Raw genomic sequence first — 18,469 nt, 5'->3', positions numbered from 1 at the left:
ATCTAAAACACCATATATTGTGATCTGATTCACTTTTGAACATTCTTTGATGATAAAAAAATCAGTCGAAATTTATTTTTTAAAACGGTAAATTTTCTGGATCTTGAGTTGATTTCTACAAATTTCGTCGTCTGTGAATGTTCAAAGGTTAATGGTCACTAACACAATGCGCTTATCCAATAGTTATCCACAAAATGGGGCAATTCTATCCCTTGCAAAACAGCGCAGACCACACTATCTTGTGATCTGCAATTTAAACAACACCAGATATTGTGGCTAAATGTTATTCAATTAGCTGCATATAGTGTTTAATAATAATAATTACATAAAGAATACCTTTGTCTTTACAACTAAAATTTCCCAAGGAATACAGGCAAAACTATGAACCAACAGCTATCTGTAAGCAAACGTGACGGCCGTAAAGAGTCACTCGATCTAGATAAGATCCATCGCGTAATCGCTTGGGCCGCAGAAGGTCTGAATAATGTGTCTGTCTCACAAGTTGAATTAAAATCACATATTCAATTTTATGATGGCATTCGCACCGACGACATTCATGAAACAATCATCAAAGCGGCAGCGGATCAAATCTCAAAAGATACGCCTGATTATCAATACCTAGCTGCTCGCTTAGCTGTATTCCACTTGCGTAAAAAAGCGTATGGCCAATTTGAGCCACCACGTTTATATGATCACATTACAAAATTAGTTGAAGACAAACGTTACGATCAGCATTTACTTGTCGACTACACAGAGCAAGAAATCGATGAGTTAGACTCATATATTGATCATAATCGTGATTTAAACTTCAGCTACGCTGCTGTAAAGCAACTTGAAGGTAAATACCTAGTTCAAAACCGTGTTACTGGCGAAATTTACGAAAGTGCACAGTTTTTATATATTTTAGTTGCTGCAAGCTTATTCTCTGATTATCCAAAAGAGACACGTCTTGATTACATCAAGCGTTTTTATGATGCAGTGTCTACATTTAAGATTTCATTACCTACACCAATTATGGCCGGTGTTCGTACACCAACACGTCAATTCAGCTCATGTGTATTGATTGAATGTGGTGATAGCCTTGATTCTATTAATGCGACATCGTCTGCGATTGTTAAATATGTTTCGCAACGTGCTGGCATTGGTATTAACGCGGGCCGTATTCGTGCCCTTGGTAGCCCTATTCGCAATGGTGAAGCTTACCACACAGGTTGTATTCCGTTTTATAAACACTTCCAAACTGCGGTTAAAAGCTGTTCACAAGGTGGTGTTCGTGGCGGTGCAGCAACGTTGTTCTACCCACTTTGGCACTTAGAAGTTGAAAACCTTCTTGTCCTTAAGAACAACCGTGGTGTTGAAGACAACCGTGTACGTCATCTTGACTACGGTGTACAGTTCAACAAATTAATGTATAGCCGCTTAATCAAAGACGATTACATCACATTGTTCAGCCCGTCAGATGTACCGGGTCTATATGATGCATTCTTTGAAGATCAAGCGAAATTTGATGAGCTATATGTTAAGTACGAACAAGACGAGTCAATTCGTAAAAAACGTATTAAAGCAATTGAGTTATTCTCAATGTTTGCTCAAGAGCGTGCAAGCACAGGTCGTATTTACTTACAAAACGTTGACCACTGTAATACACACAGCCCGTTTATCTCGACTGTGGCGCCAATTCGTCAATCTAACCTATGTTTAGAAATCGCATTACCAACTAAGCCACTTAGCAATGTAATGGATGAAGAAGGTGAAATTGCACTTTGTACGCTATCTGCATTTAACTTAGGTGCGATTGAGTCGCTTGATGAGTTAGAAGAACTTGCTGAACTTGCAGTACGTGCCCTTGACAACTTACTTGATTTCCAAGACTACCCTGTTCCTGCGGCTAAAAACGCAACGATGGGTCGTCGTACGCTGGGTATCGGTGTAATTAACTTCGCATACTACCTTGCTAAAAACGGTAAACGTTATTCTGATGGTAGTGCTAATGCCCTAACTCACAAAACGTTTGAAGCAATTCAATATTACCTAATGAAAGCATCAAACGAGTTAGCGAAAGAACGCGGTGCGTGTCCTAAATTTAACGAGACAACGTATTCTCAAGGCATCATGCCGACAGATACTTACAAGCGTGACCTAGATCAGTTCTGTAATGAGCCACTTCATTTAGATTGGGATTCTTTACGTGCGAGCATTAAAGAGCACGGTATGCGTAACTCTACGCTATCTGCATTAATGCCATCAGAGACATCATCACAAATCTCTAACGCAACAAATGGTATTGAGCCACCACGTGGTCATATCAGCGTTAAAGCAAGTAAAGATGGTATCTTAAAGCAAGTAGTTCCAGATTATGAAAACCTGAAAGACAACTATGAGCTACTGTGGGATATTCCTTCAAACGATGGTTACCTACAGCTTGTTGGTATTATGCAAAAATTCGTTGACCAAACGATTTCTGCAAACACTAATTATGATCCATCTAAGTACGAAGGCGGTAAAGTACCTATGAAGGTGCTATTAAAAGACCTACTGACTGCTTATAAACTTGGTGTGAAGACCTTGTACTACCACAACACACGTGATGGTGCATCGGATGCTCAAGATGAGCTAACACCAGAGGTAGAAGATGACGGTTGTGCAGGCGGCGCTTGTAAAATCTAATTAAATTAATAACATAACAAAAGCGGGCTCATTTGCCCGCTTTGTCCTGACTGTTTTTTGAGAAATCACTATGTCATATACAACTTTTAGCCGAAACCATAATAACCAATTACAAGAACCGATGTTTTTCGGCCAAACTGTAAACGTGTCACGTTACGACCAACAAAAGTACCCTATCTTCGAAAAGCTAATTGAAAAACAATTATCGTTCTTTTGGCGTCCTGAAGAAGTTGACGTAAGTAAAGACCGTCTTGACTTCCAAGCGTTACCGGACCACGAAAAACACATCTTTTTAAGCAACTTGAAATATCAAACCTTGCTAGATAGCGTGCAAGGTCGTTCACCTAACGTTGCGTTACTACCCATTGTGTCTATTCCTGAGCTTGAAACTTGGATTGAAACATGGGCGTTTAGTGAAACAATTCACAGCCGTTCATACACGCATATTATTCGTAACGTTACGCAGTCTCCTGAGCTTATCTTTGATGATATCGTCAGTAACGAGAAGATCAGTGAACGTGCTGATGCGGTTACCAAATACTACGATGATTTAATCAATATGATTTCTGTTTACAATCTATATGGTGAAGGTAAACATGTGATCAACGGTGAAGAAGTTAAAGTCAGCTTATTTGACCTTAAAAAGCAACTTTACCTAGCTATGATGTCGGTTAACATTCTAGAAGCTATTCGTTTCTATGTAAGCTTTGCCTGTTCATTCGCGTTCGCAGAGCGTGAACTAATGGAAGGTAATGCGAAAATCATCAAGCTTATTGCCCGTGATGAAGCGCTCCACTTATCTGGCACGCAACACATTCTAAATATCATGCAAGAAGGTAAAGACGATCCTGAAATGGCAATCGTTGCTGCACAATGCCGTGAAGAAGCGATTCAGATGTTTGTTGAAGCTGCTGAGCAAGAAAAAGATTGGGCTGAATACTTGTTTAAAGATGGTTCTATGATTGGCTTAAATAAAGATATCTTATGTCAATATGTTGAATACATCACAAATGCGCGTATGACAGCGGTTGGCTTACCTGCACAGTTCGAAAGTAAGAGTAACCCTATTCCATGGATCAACTCTTGGTTAGTATCAGACAACGTTCAAGTTGCTCCACAAGAAGCTGAAATTAGCTCTTACCTTGTAGGCCAAATTGATTCTCAGGTTGATGCATCAGATTTTGGTGACTTCGATCTGTAATGAGCACTAACACTACTGCAGAGGTTATCCTTGCAGGAACAGACAGCCAGAGTCTCGAATTTGATTCTGGCTGTTCATCTCTCCTTGAATGCCTAGAACAACACAAAATAGACGTCCCCTACCAATGCCGTGAAGGTTATTGTGGCGCATGCCGCGCTAAATTAGTCGAAGGTGATGTGAATTATAACCAAGAACCACTTGCGTTTGTTCGCTCAGGTGAAGTGTTGTTGTGTTGTAGTAAACCCAACGGTAAGGTAAAAATTGAGCTTTAATGCCACACAAGATCGTTTGTTTGGTAGAAGTTTTCTTTGTCTGAGACACTCACTGTTTGTTGATCTATCGTTACATCCCACTGTAAGTTTTTAGTCAAATGGCTCGCCAATTGCTCAATAAAGTTTCCATCAAAGGCAATTAAATGGCTATTATTTATGAGCTCTAATTGATGCTCATATTCTTGTAACCACTCATTGTTTAGCGTAGTTACTACCCATAGTTCGTCGACACGTTTAGCAATTTTACTCAATATTGTAAAATCAGGTTCTCCAACTGCTAGCCACATTTCATAATGCTCATCAAGGGCTTTAATTGACACATCTGGCTCACTACTTTTAAGCCGTGCGTTCATGGTTGCCATTTTATTATGAGAAAATAAGCAGTAGCTTAAAAGCTTTAACACAAAATGTTCATAGCTTTCTTGCCTATCACATGCCGTGGTGAAAACCTCTTGGTGATTTCGCTGTTCGCGCAAATCTGCAATAGTAAAATTGGCTTTAAAAACACGATTCTTATCAGACATAACGAATGTCCATCTAACTGAAACATTCTAAGTATAGTTTACGGTGTAAAATTCGCGACTTAGTTTAAAGTTATAGTATAACGTTATTGCAGATAAAAAATTGCAGTGTTATATTATATCACAACACTCAACAACAAACTTAGAAGTAGTAATAATGAAGCAAATTTCAATTCTTTCTAGTGCTGTTGCCGCTGCGCTGTTCTCTCAATCAACAATGGCTGCTGTGATCACAGGTCAAGTATTAGATAAAAATCAGCAACCTATCAGTAACGCTGAAGTTCACGTTCATGGTAAGTCACAAAGCGTTGTCACTGACAAACAAGGCCAGTTTAAAATCGATGTAGATAACAAAGGCCAATTACACATCAGCAAAGATGATTTTATCGATAAACGTGTTGAAATTAATGGTGACAATCAAAATCTAGTTATTACTCTCACGCCAACATCTGTAGAAACAGTTGTTGTCTATGCTTCTGCGCTTCATAAAAATAGCCTTGAAATGATCTCACCCGTTAACGTATTGGCTGGTGATAATCTTAAAAATAAGGCTAAGCCGACCTTAGGCGAAACACTAAAAGGCCTACCTGGTGTGAATGCTAGTTATTTTGGCCCAGTTTCATCAAGTCCAATCATTCGCGGCTTAGATGGTCCGCGTGTGAAAATCACTCAAAATGGCCTTGATAGCAGTGATGCATCACGTATTGGCCCAGATCACGCAACATCAAATGACAGCCTAGCCGCTGAACAAATTGAAGTGTTACGAGGCCCTGCTACCCTACTTTACGGCTCAGGTGCGATAGGTGGTGTGGTAAATGTTGTTGATAATCGTATTCCTACCGACAATATCGACACTTTAACAGGTGCTGCGCAATACACCCATGACACAGTATCAAACACCAATACTTATGCCGCAAAACTTGAAACCGGTAATGAAGGCTTCAACTTCCATTTTGATGGCACAAAGCGCAAAGGTCATGATTACAAAACACCAACATTCGAGCTTCCTGAAGAGCATGACGAACATGAGGGTGAAGATCATGAAGAACACGAAACCGCTAACCGCGTAGAAAACACCTTTATCGATAGCCAAAATGTTAATTTTGGTACGAGTTATGTTGGCGATCACCTAACACTAGGTGTGTCATATGGTCGTATTGAAACAGATTACGGTATTCCCGCTCATGAACACCATCATCACGAAGAGCATGAAGAAGGTGAGCATCATGATGAACACGAAGGTGAAGAAGAACATGAAGAGTCTGTCTTCGCGCAATTAGAGCAAGATCGCTGGCAAGGTTACATGAGCTATGCGCTACATGATAACTGGATTGAAAATATCTCACTACGTGTGGGTTACACAGACTATAAACATGCCGAAATTGAAGATGGTGCAGTTGGCACTGTGTTTTCTAACAAAACCACTGAAGCACGTGCAACCGTTGAACATAAATTAGGCCTTTGGCACGGTATGGCTGGCTACCACTACACAGAATCAGACTACGATGCTGATGGTGAAGAAGCCTTTACACCAGCAAGTGTAACTAAAACCAATGCACTATTCATGCTTGAAGAGCGTCAATTTGGTGATGTAACCGTTGAATTGGGCGCACGTATTGAGGATTACCAAATTGACTCGGCTGTTAGTATGGCAGAGCACCATCATGACCACGCTCACGAAGAGGAAGAAGGTCACGATGACGAAGAAGCAGAAATCATCAATTACAGCGAAGATTTCACAAATCTAAGTTTTTCTGCAGGTGCAATCTGGCAATATCAAGAAGGTCAAAGTGTTGCTTTGAGTGTATCTCGTTCAGAACGTGCGCCACTAAGTGCTGAATTACTATCAAACGGTATTCATATTGCAACTGGCACATATGAGCTAGGCCTTGGTTATCATATCGAAGACGGCGAAATACATTTTGAGCCTGAAGATATCGATCAAGAAACTGCAACCAACTTTGATTTAAGTTTCCGCCGCTTTATTGGTGACTTTGGTTACACCGTTAACTTTTTCTACAACGACATTGAAAACTACTATTACCAGCAAAGTACTGGGCTCGTATTCGATGAAGAGCACGGTCTAGAGTCAGCAGCAGAGGCTGACGAAGACGCAATGGCGGTGTATCAATTTGCAAGTAAAGATGCAAAACTTTACGGTATTGAGTTTGACGTCCACTACCAAGTGTCACCTAGCACATTGGTTAAAGTGTTTGGTGATTCAACAACTGCTAAATTAAAAGATGGCGAAGGTTACCTACCACGTATTCCAGCAAACAAACTTGGTTCTGAACTACAGTATACTGTTGGCGGTTGGCAATTTAGCCTAGCAGGCACTCATTATTTTGAGCAGTCAGATATTACCGCTTATGAAACAAAAACTGACGGTTATACCCTGTTTGACGCATCGGCAAATTACCAACTTGATTTAGGCCCTGTCGATACGCAGCTGTACATTAATGCTGATAACTTAACGGATGAACTAGGTTTCGTTCACAGTTCATTTATTAAAGAAAAAGCACCACTACCTGGTCGCAACTTTAGCTTAGGTATTCGCGGCTATTTTTAATCACTTTTAATAGTTATAAAAAAACCCTTTCACTTTAAAAGTGAAAGGGTTTTTTATTAAGCTTAGAAACTTAAACAATTAGTTAAAAGTTTAGCCCTTTTGTTCAATCTTTGCCCATGAATCACGAAGACCCACAGTTTGATTAAATACTAGTGAGTCGGCTTTGTTATCACGACAGAAATAGCCCATGCGTTCAAACTGGAAGCCCTGCTCTGCTTGTGCATTAGCAAGAGACAGTTCAAGTTTCGCGTTAGCAAGAACCACGAGTGATTCTGGATTTAGCGTTGCATTGAAGTCTTCAGCAGCAGCTGGGTTTGGTACGTTAAATAAACGGTCGTATAAACGTACTTCAGCGGTGATTGACTCACTGGCTGATACCCAATGGATTACACCTTTAACTTTACGGCCATCGCTTGGGTTTTTACCTAGCGTTTCTGGATCGTAAGAACAGAAAATAGTGCTGATTTCACCGTTCTCGTCTTTTTCAACACGCTCAGCTTTAATTACATAAGCACCACGTAAACGTACTTCTTTATCAAGTACTAAACGTTTAAACTTATTATTTGCTTCTTCACGGAAGTCTTCACGCTCAATATAAATCTCACGTGTGAAAGGCACATCACGACGGCCCATCTCTTCTTTATTCGGGTGATTGGCAACTGATAAAGTCTCTACTTTATCTGCATCATAGTTTTCGATAACAATCTTCACCGGATCAAGAACAGCCATTGCACGCGGTGCATGCTCATTAAGATCTTCACGGATACACGCTTCAAGCATACCCATTTCAACCATGTTTTCTTGCTTGGTGATACCGATGCGAGAACAGAATTCACGTACTGATGCAGGTGTATAACCGCGACGACGCAGACCAGCAATCGTTGGCATACGTGGGTCGTCCCAACCTTCAACATGACCATTAACCACTAAGTCGTTTAATTTACGCTTAGACATAATGGTGTATTCAAGGTTTAATCGTGAAAACTCGATTTGCTGTGGGTGACACTCAAGGCTGATGTTATCTAATACCCAATCGTATAAACGACGGTTATCTTGGAACTCAAGCGTACATAATGAATGCGTGATACCTTCTAGTGCATCTGAAATACAGTGCGTGAAGTCGTACATTGGGTAAATACACCACTTATCACCTGTTTGGTGGTGGTGAGCAAAACGTACACGGTATAAAATCGGATCACGCAATACCATGAATGAACTTGCCATATCGATTTTAGCACGCAGTACACACTCGCCTTCTTTGAATTCGCCATTACGCATTTTTTCAAATAGCGCTAGGTTTTCTTCTACTGGCGTATCACGGTACGGGCTATTTTTACCTGGCTCTTTTAAAGTACCACGGTATTCACGTGCTTGATCTGGCGATAAGAAACACACATACGCAAGGCCTTTTTCGATAAGCTCAACAGCATAGCCGTATAACGCATCGAAATAGTTAGATGAATACTTAATTTCACCATCCCACTGAAAACCTAACCACTGCACATCTTCTTTAATTGAATTTACGTAATTGATGTCTTCTTTTTCTGGATTCGTATCATCAAAACGTAAGTTACAAAGACCTTGATAATCTTGGGCAATACCAAAATTTAAACAGATAGACTTTGCATGACCAATGTGTAAAAAACCGTTTGGTTCAGGTGGAAAACGCGTGTGTGTAGTCGCATGCTTACCGCTTGCGAGATCTTCGTCGATACGCGTTCTAATAAAGTTACTTGGGCGATTCTCAATTTCCGCCATAGGAGCATAATCCTCAAAATATTGCATGGTGACAAAACTAATGCATTATTACAAAAACAAACCCTAACATACAGTAGTTGAACCATGTTTATTGAAGATAATAAGCCGATTATTGAATACATTGTTTACAGACGCTGCAAAATCGGTAAAAAAATTGTTCTAACGCAATAAAATGATCATTGACTAGCGATATAGTGCCGTCAGTTTCACTACCAATAAGGAAAAAAGATGGCTTCGCTCAATCAACATAGAGTCTATATTCCAAGCTCTGCGCGTGCTAACCAGTATGTGCTAGTTGAGTTTAAACCTACTGATGAGTTTTTTGCTCAGTTTAGTAATGTAAGCTGTGCTTATAAGCGTCTTGCAAGGGAGTTATTTGCACTATGTGATGAATATGAACTGCACAATGTACATCTGATCGCTAACGATAAGTTACCTGTCGTTCGTTACCATGATGAGGCATATAGTTTAGAAACCGCTAAGCAGATTTTATTTTTCTATAACCCACAATACCACGAAGCACATAATGTGTTTGCCGCTGATGAAGTAAAATGCAAAAAAATTCGTTTATTATTTTTGGCTACAGGTGAAGATATTCGTGCTAATGCAGCAAGTTTTCACCATAACGTACAGCGCGTAATAAACTCATTACAAGAAAAGCTATTAAGCGGTCAACCTCCACTTAAAATTCGCGATCACCAGCATCTTACTTATGATTTATTTGCTAAAGCAAAAGGTCACAAAGAAAGCTATGGCTATAAATTGCGTAGCTTATATCCACGCTATCAATCTCGCCAATGTCATTTACCAACACAGCACAGTGAAATGACTTATGCTGGGTTTTCTATTCCAGTAACCCGCGCGATTAAAACGCAATTTCAACATATGTTGAATGAAGAGAATTACACGCAATTTTATCAATATATTTTTGATGCATTTAAACGAGCTTGCGAAAAACGAGCGCTAACCCTTGGTGCTTTTATCGCTAATGGTACCCGCCCTATTGTTCGTAATAGCAATATTGATAACGCACAAAGTAACAGTGAACTGCAAAAGCTAACCTTTGATTGCAGCTCAGAGCAAGTGCAATTACAACATTATTGGGATGCAAATCAACTTGTTGATTCTCTACATTTTGTGATTGCCGCAGCCGATAAAGACAAGCATGACATTGGTTATGGTAAGTTTATGAATCAAGTGCAAAGCGCAATTAATGAAGTAACTGACGAGCTGGCCTTTAATCCAACGCGCCAAGATTTACGTGTGCGCTTTTATCAGCACATTAACTATGAGTATTAATTAAATACAATATATAGAATTAGAGGTGACGCACATGCGTCACCTTTTTTATAGCAACCCACTCAGTTGTCCTATCAACGGTTTTTACTTAGTTTAGTAAGGTCCAGTCGCAGTACTTTAGAACGGCGCTCATAGTTATACAGTGCCTTTTTCTTCGCCGGTAACTCATCAACGGTCACCAATTCAAAGCTTTGTTCTAAAAACCAATGAATACTGCGTGTGGTTAAAGCGAATAAATGCGAGTAACCAGCACGTTTAGCTTTATTAATAATAAAACGCAGTAGGTAACTCCCTCTATCTGCATCTCGGTATTGTGGATGAACAGCCAGACTTGCAAACTCCCCCACTTGTTCTTCAGCAAATGGGTATAAAGCGGCACAGGCGATAATTAAACCATCACGCTCAATGACAGTAAATTGCTCTATTTCTATCTCAAGCTGCTCTCTAGAACGCCTAACTAAATAGCCCTGCTCTTCAAGCGGTCTGATCAGATTAATAATCCCGGTAATATCAGATATTGTTGCACTACGTAACTGTTCGGAGCTTTGCGGCGCGATTTGCGTACCAATGCCATCTAATGAGAAAAGCTCTTGTAATAATGCGCCATCTTCTTTGTAACTAACTAAATGACAACGATGTACGCCGCCACGACATGCATCAATGGCCGCTTGTAAGAATACCGTTGCACTTAAACATGAATCAGGTTGATTACGGTAGTTTGCTAAGACAGATTCTGCCTCATTTGGCATAAGCTCGGCAATTGCTTCACCGTTTTCATCCAAGATACCGGCCTCTTTACAAAAACCGAGCATTTTGTCAGCGCGCAGTTTTAATGCAACCTGAGTGGCAATTTCTTCAGCAGTTAAATTAAAACTTTCACCTGTCACTGAGGCGGCAATCGGACCAAGTAGTACGATACTGTTATTGTTTAATTGATGACGAATCCCTTCAACATCAATACGTCTTACACGGCCTGAGTGATGATAATCAATGCCTTCGTCAACTCCTAAAGGCTGAGCGATAACAAAATTACCGCTGACCACATTCAAGTATGAGCCAGTCATAGGAGTACTACTTAGCGAGGTCGATAAACGTGCAGTAATATCGAACTGCATTGCACCCGCAACTTTCTTTATTACATCAAAAGTCGCGTTATCAGTAACACGTATTTCATTATGAAACTGACTAGTTATGCCAAATTCTTGCAGTGCCGCATTGAACTGTGGCCTTGCACCAAACACTAAAACAATTTTGATACCTAAGCTCGTTAATAATGCAACATCATTAATGATGCTACGACAACCTGGCTGATCAATTGCTTCTCCGCCGAGCATTACAACGAAAGTTTTACCTCGGTGAGCATTAACATAAGGAGTTGACTGGCGAAATCCATCTACCAATTCTGTGGTACGCACGTGATATTTACCTTTTTTAATAACAGCGTTTTATATAAAAACAAATAAACAAGGTATCAGTGTATGGAATTTTTATTCACAAATAAAGCATTATTATTCTTAATTTAAAGCTAGAATTTTCGTGCACAAACTAGGAAACTCTCAGATACAAAAAAGGCCCGCATAAGCGAGCCTTTTTTAAGAGATTAAAACTGATTACCAGCCTGTTTTCTCTTTAAGTGCAGCACCGATGTCAGCTAGTGAACGTACAGTTTTTACGCCAGCAGCTTCTAATGCAGCAAATTTCTCATCAGCAGTACCTTTACCACCTGCGATGATTGCACCTGCGTGACCCATGCGCTTACCTGGAGGAGCCGTAACACCTGCAATGTAAGAAACAACTGGTTTAGTCACGTTGTGCTTGATGTATTCTGCAGCTTCTTCTTCTGCAGTACCACCGATTTCACCGATCATTACGATTGCTTCAGTTTGCTCGTCTTTTTCGAACATTTCTAAAACGTCGATGAAGTTAGTGCCAGGGATTGGGTCACCACCGATACCAACACATGTTGATTGGCCGAAACCAGCGTCAGTAGTTTGTTTAACCGCTTCGTAAGTTAAAGTACCAGAACGTGATACGATACCTACTTTACCAGGCTTGTGGATGTGACCAGGCATGATACCGATCTTCGTTTCACCCGGAGTGATAACACCTGGGCAGTTAGGACCGATCATACGAACACCAGTTTGCTCAAGCTTAACTTTAACGTCAACCATGTCTAGTGTTGGGATACCTTCAGTGATACAAACGATAAGCTCGATGCCAGCATCGATAGCTTCTAAGATTGCATCTTTACAGAAAGGTGCTGGTACATAGATAACTGATGCAGTTGCGCCAGTTGCTTCAACAGCGTCACGTACTGTGTTGAATACTGGAAGACCAAGGTGCGTTTGACCGCCTTTACCTGGGCTTACACCACCAACCATTTGTGTACCGTACTCAAGCGCTTGCTCAGAGTGGAAAGTACCTTGGCCACCTGTGAAACCTTGACAGATAACTTTTGTATCTTTATTGATTAATACAGACATTATTTGCCCTCCGCAGCAGCAACAACTTTTTCAGCTGCGTCTGTTAGTGATTCAGCAGCGATGATGTTAAGGTCAGAATTAGCAAGTACTTCACGACCTAGTTCAGCGTTAGTACCTTCTAAACGTACTACTACAGGAACGTTTACGCCTACTTCTTTAACTGCGCCAATGATACCTTCAGCGATCATGTCACAACGTACGATACCACCAAAGATGTTAACTAAAACAGCTTTAACGTTGTCGTCAGATAAGATGATCTTGAATGCTTCAGATACACGCTCTTTAGTAGCACCACCACCAACATCTAGGAAGTTAGCTGGCTTACCACCGTGTAGGTTTACGATGTCCATAGTACCCATTGCAAGGCCTGCACCGTTAACCATACAACCAACGTTACCGTCTAGTGCAACGTAGTTAAGCTCGAAGCTTGCAGCGTGAGCTTCACGTGCATCTTCTTGTGAAGGATCGTGCATTTCACGGATTTTAGGTTGACGGTAAAGCGCGTTACCATCTACACCGATTTTACCGTCTAGACAGTGAAGGTTACCTTCGTCTGTAATTACTAGCGGGTTGATTTCTAATAGTGCGAAATCGAAATCGTTGAACATGTTAGCAAGACCCATGAAGATCTTAACGAACTGTTTCATTTGAGTAGGGTTTAAACCTAGTTTGAAGCCTAATTCACGAGCTTGGTATGCTTGTGGACCAACTAGTGGATCGATCTCAGCTTTGTGAATTAGTTCTGGAGTTTCTTCTGCAACTTGCTCGATTTCAACACCACCTTCAGTAGATGCCATGAAAACAACTTTACGAGAAGCACGATCTACTACAGCGCCAAGGTATAATTCGTTAGCGATGTCAGTGCAGCTTTCAACAAGGATTTTAGCTACTGGCTGACCATTTTCGTCTGTTTGGTAAGTAACTAAGTTTTTACCTAACCAGTTCGCAGCGAACTCTTTTACTTCGTCGATTGTTTTAACTAGCTTAACACCGCCAGCTTTACCACGGCCACCTGCGTGAACCTGTGTTTTAACAACCCACATATCACCGCCGATTTTCTCAGCAGCTGCTGCAGCTTCTTCAGGTGTATCGCAAGCGAAACCTTGAGAAACTGGTAAACCATATTCGGCAAAAAGTTGTTTTGCCTGATACTCATGCAAATTCATGATGCTTTATCCAATTTTTTATACTAAAAGAGCTGAATATTTATGCAAAATAAACAGCTATCCCAAATTGCGCACTTAGTATAAATCCCAAGGCTCCACATGAAAACCCCAGTTAGACCAAAGGCGCAAAAAAAAAGCTGTGAACAGGGTTCACAGCTTAGTTTTTATACAACCAGATTAAACATCTAGTAGTAAACGAGTTGGATCTTCAAGTAACTCTTTAATTGTTACTAGGAAGCCTACTGATTCTTTACCATCGATTTGGCGGTGATCGTAAGATAACGCTAAATACATCATTGGTAAGATTTCAACTTTACCGTTAACAGCCATTGGGCGATCTTGGATTTTATGCATACCCAAGATTGAAGACTGTGGCAAGTTGATGATAGGTGTAGAAAGTAATGAACCGAATACACCACCGTTAGTAATTGTGAAGTTACCACCAGTCATATCTTCGATAGATAGTTTACCGTCACGACCTTTAAGTGCTAATTCACGGATACCTTTTTCGATTTCTGCCACTGATAGCTTGTCACAGTCTTTAAGAACTGGTGTAACAAGACCACGTGGAGTTGAAACCGCAATGCTGATGTCGAAGTAGTTATGATAAACGATATCATCACCATCGATAGATGCATTCACCTCAGGGAAACGCTTAAGTGCTTCAGTAACTGCTTTCACGTAGAAAGACATGAAACCTAAACGGATACCATGACGCTTTTCGAACACTTCTTGATACTGCTTACGAAGATCCATGATTGGCTTCATGTTAACTTCGTTGAATGTAGTTAACATTGCAGTTGAGTTTTTCGCTTCAAGAAGACGATTAGCGATAGTTTTACGTAAACGTGTCATAGGAACACGTTTTTGTGTACGGTCACCCATAGGTGCTGCTGGCGCTGCTTCAGCTTTTGGTGCTGCTGCAGGTGCTTTTAAGAAAGTATCGACATCTTCTTTAGTCACACGGCCGTTTTTGCCTGTGCCTTTGATTTTAGATGCATCAAGACCTTTTTCAGCGATTAAACGACGAACTGATGGTGTTAACACATCAGAGCTATCATTTGATTCGCTTGCAGTAGCCTCTTCAGCTTTTGCTGCAGGTGCTTTAGCTGGCGCTGCGCCTGCTTTAACTGTACCAATTACTTGCTCACCAAGTACTGTTTCGCCTTCAGCGTGAATGTGCTCACCCATGATACCGTCTTCTTGAGCAACCACTTCAAGAACAACTTTATCAGTTTCGATATCAACTAGGTTTTGATCGCGAGTTACCGCTTCACCTGGTTGAACATGCCAAGTAGCAATTGTCGCGTCTGCGACTGATTCTGGAAGTACAGGTACTTTAATGTCCACTTCTTTACCTTCTGATGCTGGTGCTGATTGCGCCTCTGGCGCGTCTTCTGATTTTGCTGGTGCAGATTCTTTGGCAGAGTCGTCACTTGCTGGTGCAGCATCTGCATCACCAAGTAATGCAATTACTTGCTCGCCAAGTACCGTTGCACCTTCTTCTTGTGAAATTTCAGTGATTACACCATCGTTTGGTGCAACAACTTCTAAAACAACTTTATCTGTTTCGATATCAACCAAGTTTTGGTCGCGGCTTACTTTGTCGCCAACACTTACGTGCCATGTTGCAACAGTAGCATCAGCAACCGACTCAGGAAGTACAGGAACTTTAATTTCTGTGCTCATTGCTTATCCTTTCTTTTCAATAGTAAGCGCGTCTGCAACGAGCGCTTGTTGTTCTTTATTATGCACTGACATGTAACCACACGCTGGTGATGCTGATGCTTTACGACCTGCGTAAGTTAATTTAGCACCTTCAGGAATTGCATCAACAAAATGATGTTGAGAACAATACCATGCACCTTGGTTTTGCGGCTCTTCTTGACACCAAACAAAATCTTTAACGTGTTGGTAACGTTGCATGATTGTATCCATCTCAGCGTGTGGGAATGGATATAATTGTTCTACACGAACAATAGCAATGTTATTTAATTCTTGTTTACGACGCTCTTGTAGTAACTCGTAATAAACTTTACCACTACAGAATACAACGCGTTCTACTTTATCTGCTGCAATATCATCGATTTCATCGATCATATTGTGGAACACACCTTCAGATAATTCTTCAAGTGTTGAAGTTGCCAGCGGATGACGAAGTAGTGACTTAGGTGTCATAACAATCAATGGACGACGTAAAGGACGTACAGATTGACGACGAAGCATTGCATAAACTTGCGCTGGTGTTGAAGGCACACACACTTGCATATTGTGATCAGCACACAATTGTAAGAAACGCTCAAGACGTGCCGAGCTATGCTCTGGGCCTTGACCTTCATAACCATGTGGAAGTAAACATGTAAGACCACATAAACGGCCCCACTTTTGTTCACCAGAACTTAAGAATTGGTCAAATACAACTTGTGCACCGTTAGCGAAGTCACCAAATTGTGCTTCCCACATTACAAGTGAAGTTGGTTCAGCTGTTGCGTAACCATATTCAAATGCAAGTACCGCTTCTTCAGAAAGTACTGAGTCGTATACTTCAAATGAACCTTGTTTTTCGCTGATGTTTTGCAGCGGCAAGTAGGTTGATGCATCTTTTTGGTTATGGATAACAGCATGACGGTGGAAGAAAGTACCACGGCCTGAGTCTTGACCTGTTAAACGGATATCTGTGCCCGCATCTACAAGTGAAGCATAAGCTAGCGTTTCAGCCATACCCCAATCAAGCGGTTTTTCACCTGATGCCATTAGCTTACGGTCGTCGTAAATTTTCTTAACACGCGACTGAGCTTTGTGGCTCTCTGGGTAGCTTGATACTTTTTCACCAAGTTCTTTTAGTTTTTCAACAGAAAGTTTTGCATCGTACTCAACATCCCAATCGTGACCAACGAATTTAGCCCAATCTGAAGAGTGAGATGTTTCTGGTTGAATTTCTTCAACAACACAGTTACCGCCATCAAGACCGTTACGGTACTCATCAGCAAGTGCTTTGACTTCATCTTCTGTAAATGAACCTTCAGACACAAGTTGGTCAGCATAAATTAGGCGTGGAACTGGGTGTTTTTTGATTTTCTGGTACATAAGTGGTTGAGTCGCATTCGGCTCATCCGCTTCGTTATGACCATGACGGCGATAACATACTAAATCAATTACAACGTCACGTTTGAATTGGTTTCTGAAATCAAGTGCGATTTGAGTAACAAATGCAACCGCTTCTGGATCGTCAGAATTAACGTGGAAAATAGGTGCCTGAACCATTTTCGCAATGTCAGTACAGTATGGTGTAGAACGAACATCCGCTTGTTTTGACGTTGTAAAACCAACTTGGTTGTTTACCACGATACGGATACTACCACCACAACTAAATGCATTAGTTTGCGATAAGTTAAATGTTTCTTGAACAACACCTTGACCTGCGATTGCAGAGTCACCGTGAATAGTAATTGGTAATGCTTTAATACCTGACTTATCACCTAAACGGTCTAAACGAGCGCGTACCGAACCCATAACTACTGGGTTAACGATTTCAAGGTGAGATGGGTTAAACGCAAGTGCCATATGCACGTTGCCACCCTTTGTAGCGAAGTCAGATGAATAACCCATGTGATATTTAACATCACCTGAGCTTAAAGTATCTTTGTGTTTACCAGCGAACTCATCGAATAATTCTGATGGGTTTTTACCTAAAACGTTCACTAGTACGTTCAAGCGACCGCGGTGAGCCATACCAATAACAGCTTCTTTTTGTCCGCTTTCACCTGCACGATGAATTAGTTCTTTAAGCATTGGTACCAACGCATCACCACCTTCAAGTGAGAAACGTTTTGCACCAGGGAACTTAGCCCCTAAATATTTTTCAAGGCCATCTGCAGCTGTTAATCCTTTAAGGATACGTAGCTTTTCTTCTTTAGAGAACGTTGGACGTGATTGCACTGATTCTAAACGCTGTTGTAACCAACGTTTTTCTTCAGTTGAAGTGATGTGCATATACTCTGCACCAACTGACCCACAATACGTGGTCTTAAGTGCTTGGTATAGCTCACCTAAAGGCATGGTGTCGCGACCTACGGCAAACGAACCCACATTGAATTCACGGTCAAAATCAGCTTCAGATAAATCGTGGTATTCAAGTTCAAGATCTCGAACTCGTTCGCGTTCCCAGATACCTAATGGATCTAGGTTAGCATTTTGGTGACCACGGAAACGGAAAGCATTAATAAGTTGTAGCACTTTGACCTGTTTAGGATCGCCAGAGCCACCCTCTGCTACCACTACTTCTCTATGCTTGTTTTTAGCAAGCTCCGCAAATTGTGAACGAACCTCTGAATGTTTTACGTCAACATCCACACCATCTACTTTTGGTAATTGTTCGAACACTTCTCGCCATTCTTCTGGCACAGAAGTCGCATCATCTAAGTACGCTTCATAAAGCTCTTCTACGTAAGCAACGTTTCCGCCGTTTAAGTGAGAAGATTCTAGCCATGCCTTCATCACACCTTCGTGCATTTATAAGCCCTTTTCTTTAGC

The 18,469-nt window shown here is 41.0% G+C and carries 12 protein-coding genes; 5 read left to right on the top strand and 7 right to left on the bottom strand.

Going from position 1 to position 18,469, the window contains the following annotated elements:
• The first annotated feature begins 381 nt into the window (after positions 1–381).
• The 3 genes from nrdA to yfaE all read left to right on the top strand — a co-directional run bounded on the left by nrdA (position 382) and on the right by yfaE (position 4,140).
• A complete protein-coding gene (nrdA, locus tag NH454_RS05535; RefSeq protein WP_135924729.1) occupies positions 382–2,667 on the top strand; it encodes a class 1a ribonucleoside-diphosphate reductase subunit alpha in 2,286 nt (761 codons plus the stop codon).
• A 70-nt stretch (positions 2,668–2,737) separates the two neighbouring features.
• On the top strand, positions 2,738–3,868 hold the full coding sequence (nrdB, locus tag NH454_RS05530; RefSeq protein WP_130051426.1) for a class Ia ribonucleoside-diphosphate reductase subunit beta: 1,131 nt from the start codon (positions 2,738–2,740) through the stop codon (positions 3,866–3,868).
• On the top strand, positions 3,868–4,140 hold the full coding sequence (gene yfaE, locus NH454_RS05525; RefSeq protein ID WP_135924731.1) for a class I ribonucleotide reductase maintenance protein YfaE: 273 nt from the start codon (positions 3,868–3,870) through the stop codon (positions 4,138–4,140). The genes nrdB and yfaE overlap by 1 nt, the downstream gene beginning before the upstream one ends.
• Here yfaE and NH454_RS05520 read toward each other — a convergent pair.
• Positions 4,137–4,664 (bottom strand): YaeQ family protein, encoded by a 528-nt coding sequence (locus NH454_RS05520; RefSeq protein WP_135924734.1) that lies wholly within the window; start codon positions 4,662–4,664, stop codon positions 4,137–4,139. The two genes, yfaE and NH454_RS05520, sit on opposite strands and share 4 nt — an antisense overlap.
• A 154-nt stretch (positions 4,665–4,818) precedes the next feature.
• Between NH454_RS05520 and NH454_RS05515 the strand changes: the two genes are divergently transcribed.
• Complete coding sequence (locus NH454_RS05515; RefSeq protein ID WP_253038442.1) at positions 4,819–7,230, top strand: TonB-dependent receptor; 2,412 nt, start codon at positions 4,819–4,821, stop codon at positions 7,228–7,230.
• A gap of 90 nt (positions 7,231–7,320) precedes the next feature.
• On the opposite strand, the gene glnS is transcribed toward NH454_RS05515, so the two are convergent.
• Positions 7,321–8,988, bottom strand: coding sequence for a glutamine--tRNA ligase (gene glnS / locus NH454_RS05510; protein WP_253038441.1), 1,668 nt, complete (start codon positions 8,986–8,988; stop codon positions 7,321–7,323).
• 228 nt (positions 8,989–9,216) lie between these two features.
• Here glnS and NH454_RS05505 point away from each other — a divergent pair, with 228 nt between their 5' ends.
• A complete protein-coding gene (locus NH454_RS05505) occupies positions 9,217–10,287 on the top strand; it encodes a DUF3083 family protein (protein ID WP_199526439.1) in 1,071 nt (356 codons plus the stop codon).
• A 74-nt stretch (positions 10,288–10,361) separates the two neighbouring features.
• On the opposite strand, the gene argA is transcribed toward NH454_RS05505, so the two are convergent.
• The 5 genes from argA to NH454_RS05480 all read right to left on the bottom strand — a co-directional run bounded on the left by argA (position 10,362) and on the right by NH454_RS05480 (position 18,448).
• Positions 10,362–11,702, bottom strand: a complete 1,341-nt coding sequence (argA, locus tag NH454_RS05500; RefSeq protein WP_135924744.1) for an amino-acid N-acetyltransferase — start codon at positions 11,700–11,702, stop codon at positions 10,362–10,364.
• A 195-nt stretch (positions 11,703–11,897) separates the two neighbouring features.
• A complete protein-coding gene (gene sucD, locus NH454_RS05495; RefSeq protein ID WP_036968616.1) occupies positions 11,898–12,770 on the bottom strand; it encodes a succinate--CoA ligase subunit alpha in 873 nt (290 codons plus the stop codon).
• The gene (sucC, locus tag NH454_RS05490; RefSeq protein ID WP_135924747.1) at positions 12,770–13,936 is read right to left on the bottom strand and encodes an ADP-forming succinate--CoA ligase subunit beta; all 1,167 of its coding nucleotides are present in this window, start codon (positions 13,934–13,936) and stop codon (positions 12,770–12,772) included. The genes sucD and sucC overlap by 1 nt, the downstream gene beginning before the upstream one ends.
• A gap of 177 nt (positions 13,937–14,113) precedes the next feature.
• Complete coding sequence (gene odhB / locus NH454_RS05485) at positions 14,114–15,625, bottom strand: 2-oxoglutarate dehydrogenase complex dihydrolipoyllysine-residue succinyltransferase (RefSeq protein WP_135924749.1); 1,512 nt, start codon at positions 15,623–15,625, stop codon at positions 14,114–14,116.
• A gap of 3 nt (positions 15,626–15,628) precedes the next feature.
• Positions 15,629–18,448, bottom strand: coding sequence for a 2-oxoglutarate dehydrogenase E1 component (locus tag NH454_RS05480; RefSeq protein ID WP_135924751.1), 2,820 nt, complete (start codon positions 18,446–18,448; stop codon positions 15,629–15,631).
• Positions 18,449–18,469: the final 21 nt, after the last annotated feature.

The sequence above is a fragment of the Pseudoalteromonas sp. Ps84H-4 genome (assembly GCF_024124645.1).
Lineage (GTDB): Bacteria > Pseudomonadota > Gammaproteobacteria > Enterobacterales > Alteromonadaceae > Pseudoalteromonas > Pseudoalteromonas lipolytica_C.
The sequence above is the reverse complement of the archived record's forward strand: the minus strand, read 5'-3'. Positions and strand labels throughout refer to the sequence as shown.